A 6,185-nucleotide genomic window follows, 5' to 3' on the forward strand; every position below is an offset into this window, starting at 1 on the left:
TGCCATCCTACCCTTTGGCGAAGGCAACAAAGCGACCGCTGAACTCTGCGGCAGGCTTGCCATCGGCACCGGGCTGGGTGGCGATGATGCTGATGCGGGCCTTGCGGCGCTGGCGGAAGGTGTTCAGGAAGGCGTCCCAGCCGGTGGCCTCGGCCGCTTCGGCGTGGGCGTGCAGGTCTTCGTAGACCGGGGCCAGGTAGCGCAGGTTGCTGTCGGCCACGTAGACCTCGGCATCGTGGCCGGCCAGGCGCAGGCGCAGGCTGACCAGCGCCCAGCCGGACAGGGTCAGCACCGAGGCCAGGCTGCCACCGAAGGCGTTGCCCTTGTCGTTGACGTTGGCGGCCAGCGGCGCGGTGATGCGCAGCACGCCATCGGCATAGCCGTCGAGCTGGATCTGCATGGCGCGGACCGCCGGCATGCAGTCCAGCACGTCCTGCAGGGCGGCCAGCGAGGAAGTCAGAGCATCAACGGACATCGGAGCAGAGACCACGACAACGAAGGGCCCGCATAATGCAGGCAATGGCCGACCATACGATACCCACTGGCGCCGCCGGTTCCGACGCGGGCTGGACCCTGGTTTCACTGCGCCCGCAGGGCCAGCATGTGGCGCTGCGCCGCGCCGTTGCTGGGCTGGGCGGGCATGTGCTGGCCCTTTCGCCGTGGCGCCTGCAGCGCCTGAAGGGCACGCCAGTGGTGCGCCAGCTGCAACGCGCGCTGAACTGCGATCGGGTGGTGTTCACCAGCCCGGCCTCCGTTGCCGCAGCCGCGTCCCTGCTGCCACTGGCCGAGGCGCAACGCAGCCCGTGGCTGACCGTGGGCGAAGGCACCGCGCGCGCGCTGCGGGCGCAGGGTGTCGCCGAGGTGCATGCACCGCAGCGGATGGACAGCGAGGGGCTGCTCGCGATGCCGGTGCTGGCCAACGTACAGGGCCTGCGCATCGGCCTGGTGACCGCCCCCGGCGGACGCGGGCTGATTGCTGCACACCTGCAGGCCGCAGGCGCCACGATCGAACGTGCCGATGTCTACCAGCGCCGCCTGCTGCGCCTGTCGCCCCGCACGCTGGTTCGATTGGCGCATTCAGCGCAGCCGTGGGTGTTGGCGGTGAGCAGTGGTGAGGCGTTGCTGCATTTCTGGCAGCAGCTTCCGCCGGCATTGCAGCAACGCCTGCAGACCCAGACCACCGTCGTCGTGGCCAGCGAACGGCTGGGCGATCAGGCGCATGCACTGGGGCTGCAGCGCGTGGTGCGCGCGGCCGGGCCCACCACGGCACAGCTGGTGGCCGCTGCACACGCCACGCTCACCGTGCCGGCAGCGACCTGAACAGGGACGTGGGTCACGCTTGCCGCTGTGGTCGGCAACAGTGATGCTGTGCACAACGCGGCCTGCCGGATCCTGACCGGCGACGTTGCCGACAAGGAAGCCCCATGAACGAGACTCCGCCCGTTTCCCCGCCCCGTCGCCCCGTGCGCTGGCTGCTGCCGCTGGCCGGGGTGGTCGTGCTTGGCGTGGGCGGCTATGCCGGCTGGTACGTCTGGCAGCAGCAACAGCACGAACAGGAAGCGCAGGCACAGACCATGGCCGTGCAGCTGCAGGGCCTGGAGGCGACGCTGGATGCACTGCGCCGCGACCAGCGCGCGACCAGCCAGCGCCTGCAGGATGCGGCGACCACCAACCGCGTGCTGCGCGACGAGATGCTGGGCCTTTCGCAGCGCAGTGCGCTGCTGGAAGAGAACCTGGCCAAGCTGGCCGACAGCGCCAACCAGGGCCGCCAGGCGGTACAGCGCGACGAGGCCGAACTGCTGCTGACCCAGGCGGCGCAGCGGCTGAATTATGCCGACGACGTGGAAGGCGCGCGCCGCCTGTATGCACAGGCCGCCACCGCGCTGGCCGATCTGCCCGACAGCGATGGCCTGAACCTGCGCCAGGCATTGGTGCAGGAGCGCGATGCACTGGATGCGCTGGGCGCCGGCCCGCGCGTGCGGTCGCTGCAGCGGCTGGATGCCTTGGCCAGGGCACTGCAGGGGCTGCCGTCGCAGGTGACCGGCAACCCTGCGACCGACACCGCAAAACCGTGGTGGCAATCGACGCTGGCCCCGTTCGTGGACATCACCCCGAGCCGCCAGAATGGCCCGCTGACCGCCGCCGAACGTCGCAATGCCGACGACGCCCTGCAGCTGGAACTGACCCTGGCGCGCGCCGCGATCGAACGCGGCGACCGCACGGGCCGCGATACCGCACTGGAACGCGTGGAGCACTGGGCACAGCGGCGTTGGCCGGATTCACCGGCCCTGCGCGCGCAACGTGCTGAACTGAAGGCCTTGCGCGAGCTTCCGCTGCAGGCCAGCAACACCGTGCTTGGCAGCACCCTGCAGCAACTGCGCACCCAGACCGACCGGAGGTAATCCCGCATGAAACCCCTGCAATCCCTGGTTGTGCTGTTGCTGGCGGTGGCCATCGGCGTGGTGGCCGCGCAATGGCTCGGCGCCGATGACCTCAACCGTTTCGGTGAAGTGACCCTGCGCTACGGCGGTTACGACTACCACAGCAACCTGCCGAAGGTGGCGCTGCTGTCGGTGATCGCAGTGCTGGTGCTGTGGCTGCTGTGGAGCCTGATTGCCGCACCGTTCCGCGCCTGGGGCCGCTACCGCCGCAAGCAGGGCCGGGTGCGCCTGATCGACGGCCTGCAGGCCTACGAGCACGGCCAGTGGCAGCGTGCCGAGAAGCTGCTGGATGGCGCTGCCAAGGACCCGGAAGTGAGCGCGGTGGCGCTGGCCAATGCCGTGCGCAGCGCACAGGCACGTGCCGACGGCCCCGCCGGTGAAGCGCTGCTGCAGCGTCTTGGCGAGAGCGATGCCACCCTGCAGGCACTGCTGCGCGCCGAACAGCTGCTGGCGCGCGATCTGCCGGTGGATGCGATCAATGCATTGGACGTGGCGGCGATCCAGCCGCTGCCGCCGCGCGGCCTGTGGCTGCGTACCGAAGCGCTGGCGCGTGCCGGCCGCGCACACGAGGCCTATGGCCAGCTGGGTGCGCTGCGCCAGAGCAAGGTACTGCCGGCCGAATCAAACAGCGAACTGGAAGCCCGCCTGGCCGCACAGGCGCTGCTGGAAGCGGCCGACGTCAACGCATTGGCCGCACAGTGGGAAGCCACGCCGAAGGCGCTGCGGCCGACCCCGGACGTGGTGGGCGCCTATGCCAGCCGCGCGGTGGCCCTGAACTGGGATGAGCCGGCGCTGCTGGCGCTGGAACAGGCGCTGGACCAGCGCTGGGACGACGAACTGGTGGCGCTGTACGGCCGCCTGCCGGCCGAGCGCCTGGCCACCCGCCAGGCCAACCTGGCGCGCTGGCGCAATGTGCATGATGGCTCGGCCGCACTGCATCTGGCGCAGGGCCGCGTGGCCCTGGCCCAGCAGCAGTGGGATGCCGCCGATACGTTCCTGCACGAGGCCATCGCCGCCGGCGCCGGTGCCCCGGCGTGGGAAGCGCTGGGCGAACTGTTCGCGCAGCGTGGCGAGCACGCGCTGGCCGCGCAGTGCCTGGCCAATGCGCTGCGACTGCAGCGCGGCGAGGACAGCGTGGCGCTGGTGCGCGGCAGCGAGGCGCCGCTACGTGCCACGGTGGAAGAGCAGCCGATCGCGGTGCAGCCGCCGGTGTATGACGCCAATGAAGAGCGCGACGAGTTCGGCAACCCGCGGTTGCCGTGAGGCGTGCCGACCAACGGTCGGCACCCACCCAATAGATCCACGCCATGCGTGGATGCTTCCCGCACCATGCCGACCAACGGTCGGCATCCACCGGACAAAAAAACGCCGCCCGATGGGCGGCGTTTTTTTTGTTCGATGAATGCGATCAGCGTTCGACGATCGCCACCACGCCCATGCCGCCGGCGGTGCAGATCGACACCAGCGCGCGGCCACCGCCGCGTTCGGCCAGCTGCTTGGCTGCGGTAGCAATCACACGTGCACCGGTGGCGGCGAACGGATGGCCGGTGGCCAGCGACGAGCCCAGCAGGTTGATCTTGTCCGGGTCGATACGGCCCATCGGCGCATCCAGGCCCAGGCGGTTGCGGCAGTAATCCTCGCTCTCCCACGCACGCAGGGTGCACAGCACCTGTGCAGCGAAGGCCTCGTGGATCTCGTAGATGTCGAAGTCCTGCAGGGTCAGGCCATTGCGCTTGAGCATCTCCGGCACGGCCACGGTCGGTGCCATCAGCAGGCCTTCGCCATGCACGAAGTCCACCGCAGAGACGTGCGCATCGCGCAGGTACGCCTGCGGCTCATGGCCGTGCGCACGCGCCCACTCTTCACTGGCCAGCAGCACCGCGGCGGCGCCATCGGTCAACGGCGTGGAGTTGGCGGCGGTCAGGGTGCCACGGCCGGAGACCTTGTCGAAGGCCGGCTTCAGCGTGGCCAGCTTTTCCAGCGAGGTATCCGGACGCAGTATGTTGTCGCGCTCGACGCCACGGAACGGTGCGATCAGATCGTTGAAGAAACCGCGCTCATAGGCAGCGGCCAGCTTCTTGTGCGAGGACACCGCCCACTCGTCCTGCGAGTCGCGCGAGATGTTCCATTCCTTGGCCATGTCCTCGCAGTGGTCGCCCATGCTCTTGCCGGTGCGCGGCTCGGCCACGCCCGGGAACTCGGGCTTGAGCTCGGAGAACTTGAAGCCGGAAGTGAGCGCGCGGATCTTGTCGCCAGTGCTCTTGGCACGGTTGGCGGCCAGCAGGCGCGCGCGCAGCTTCTTGCCGTAGACGATCGGCACGTCGGAGGTGGTGTCCGAACCGCCGCCGATGCCCGATTCGATCTGGCCCAGCGCGATCTTGTTGGCGACGGTGATGATGCTGTCCAGCGAGGTGCCACAGGCGCGCTGCAGTGTGATGCCCGGGGTCAGCGGCGACAGGCCGGACGACAGCGTGGCTTCACGGCCCAGGTTCCAGTCGCTGGAGTGCTTGATCACCGCACCCATCGCCACTTCACCCAGCTGCTGGCCGTGCAGGCCGAACCGTTCGACCAGCGCGCCCAGCGTACGGACCGACATGCCGAGGTTGCCGACATCCGAATACGCGGTGTTCTGGCGGCAGAACGGAATGCGGACGCCACCGAGGATGGCGACGGGACGAGCGTTGGGCATGGAGATACCTGGCATGGATGAGGGTGTCTGCAACATGGCCTGCACGGCGGAGCAGGCATAATGGAGCCAAGTGTAGCTGCCGCCCTGTGATGGGCCAACCGTGGAACCATGAGCAAACCCGACCCCGCGATGAATGCCCTTGGCGTGCTGGCCCTGGAACTGGCCGGCGGCGAAATCCCCCGCCAGGCGGTACTCAGCGCCGAACAGGCCGGTGAACTGGCCGATCGCGTCGGCCGCGACCTGTCCAAGCTGGTGCCGCAGGTGGCCGAGCTGGACCTGGTGTTCGCCGCCGCCCATTTCGACCCGGCCGAAGTGCTGCGCCCGGGCTGGCCGATCCATCGCCGCCTGGAAGAACTGCAGATGCGTGCCCCGGGCCGCAACCAGGGCCCGCGCCTGCTGGCCTTTGGTACCGACGCCCAGGGCGACGTGCCGCTACCGTTCCAGGCCGATGCCAGCCTGGTGGGCGGTGGCCTGCGCGTGGTGCCGTTCCTGCTGACCGGCAGCGACGTGGCGACGACCAATGCGGTGGCCGAGGCGCTGGAAGACACGCTGCTGGCCAACGGCATGGCCCATGCCGACACTGCGTTGATGGCGCAGAACACCTTCGGTGCCCGCATCGAGCACGCGCGCTATTTCACCGTGAATGATCTGGCCGCGATGATGTCGATGCAGTACGACAACCAGGGTCTGGCTGCGCTGTGGCCGCTGATCGAGACCGCGATCATGGCCCCCGGTGAAGACGAATGGCTCAACGCCGCGCCCGAGCCGCTGCTGCGTTACACGCATGGCGAAGCACGCATGGCGCTGTTCGATCCGGCCGGCTGGTGCGCGCACTACGATCACGGCAAGAACGATTGCGACCGCCTGAAGGGCATCTACGAGCAGTTCCTGATGCGCCAGCGACAGATGGCCGCCGTGCTGGAAGCACATGGCGTGCCGGTACTGTTCGTGCACTGCGAAGCCGGCCAGGACGCGCGCGAGCTGCTGGCGCGCTGAAGACGGGTAGTGCCGGCCGCTGGCCGGCAACATCCGGATCTACGATTGCCGGCCAGCGG

Annotated in this window: 6 protein-coding genes; 4 read left to right on the plus strand and 2 right to left on the minus strand. The window is 69.0% G+C overall.

Features of this window, described 5'->3' with window-relative positions:
- Positions 1–7: 7 nt before the first annotated feature.
- Entirely contained in the window at positions 8–475 is a 468-nt protein-coding gene (locus tag O0K41_RS12550) for a YiiD C-terminal domain-containing protein (RefSeq protein ID WP_005407593.1), read from the minus strand.
- A 35-nt stretch (positions 476–510) separates the two neighbouring features.
- On the opposite strand from O0K41_RS12550, the gene O0K41_RS12555 reads away from it, so the two are divergent.
- The 3 genes from O0K41_RS12555 (at position 511) to O0K41_RS12565 (ending at position 3,704) form a co-directional block, all read left to right on the plus strand.
- Positions 511–1,320: a uroporphyrinogen-III synthase gene (locus O0K41_RS12555; protein ID WP_164221885.1), complete on the plus strand. Its 810-nt coding sequence runs from the start codon at positions 511–513 to the stop codon at positions 1,318–1,320.
- A gap of 104 nt (positions 1,321–1,424) precedes the next feature.
- Positions 1,425–2,402, plus strand: a complete 978-nt coding sequence (locus tag O0K41_RS12560; protein ID WP_164221887.1) for a uroporphyrinogen-III C-methyltransferase — start codon at positions 1,425–1,427, stop codon at positions 2,400–2,402.
- A 6-nt stretch (positions 2,403–2,408) separates the two neighbouring features.
- A complete protein-coding gene (locus tag O0K41_RS12565) occupies positions 2,409–3,704 on the plus strand; it encodes a heme biosynthesis HemY N-terminal domain-containing protein (RefSeq protein ID WP_012478739.1) in 1,296 nt (431 codons plus the stop codon).
- Positions 3,705–3,849: 145 nt separating this feature from the next.
- On the opposite strand, the gene O0K41_RS12570 is transcribed toward O0K41_RS12565, so the two are convergent.
- Complete coding sequence (locus O0K41_RS12570) at positions 3,850–5,145, minus strand: acetyl-CoA C-acetyltransferase (protein WP_012478738.1); 1,296 nt, start codon at positions 5,143–5,145, stop codon at positions 3,850–3,852.
- 93 nt (positions 5,146–5,238) lie between these two features.
- On the opposite strand from O0K41_RS12570, the gene O0K41_RS12575 reads away from it, so the two are divergent.
- Complete coding sequence (locus O0K41_RS12575; RefSeq protein ID WP_005407588.1) at positions 5,239–6,126, plus strand: hypothetical protein; 888 nt, start codon at positions 5,239–5,241, stop codon at positions 6,124–6,126.
- The last annotated feature ends 59 nt before the right edge of the window (positions 6,127–6,185 follow it).

This window comes from Stenotrophomonas sp. Sm2128 (assembly GCF_030985535.1).
GTDB classification, from domain to species: domain Bacteria; phylum Pseudomonadota; class Gammaproteobacteria; order Xanthomonadales; family Xanthomonadaceae; genus Stenotrophomonas; species Stenotrophomonas maltophilia.

What these genes read in the sequence shown, in the direction of transcription:
- O0K41_RS12560 (WP_164221887.1), top strand. Translation starts at nt 1,425, where the DNA reads ATGAACGAGACTCCGCCCGTTTCCCCGCCCCGTCGCCCCGTGCGCTGG.
- O0K41_RS12550 (WP_005407593.1), bottom strand. Translation starts at nt 475, where the DNA reads ATGTCCGTTGATGCTCTGACTTCCTCGCTGGCCGCCCTGCAGGACGTG.
- O0K41_RS12565 (WP_012478739.1), top strand. Translation starts at nt 2,409, where the DNA reads ATGAAACCCCTGCAATCCCTGGTTGTGCTGTTGCTGGCGGTGGCCATC.
- O0K41_RS12570 (WP_012478738.1), bottom strand. Translation starts at nt 5,145, where the DNA reads ATGCCAGGTATCTCCATGCCCAACGCTCGTCCCGTCGCCATCCTCGGT.
- O0K41_RS12575 (WP_005407588.1), top strand. Translation starts at nt 5,239, where the DNA reads ATGAGCAAACCCGACCCCGCGATGAATGCCCTTGGCGTGCTGGCCCTG.
- O0K41_RS12555 (WP_164221885.1), top strand. Translation starts at nt 511, where the DNA reads ATGCAGGCAATGGCCGACCATACGATACCCACTGGCGCCGCCGGTTCC.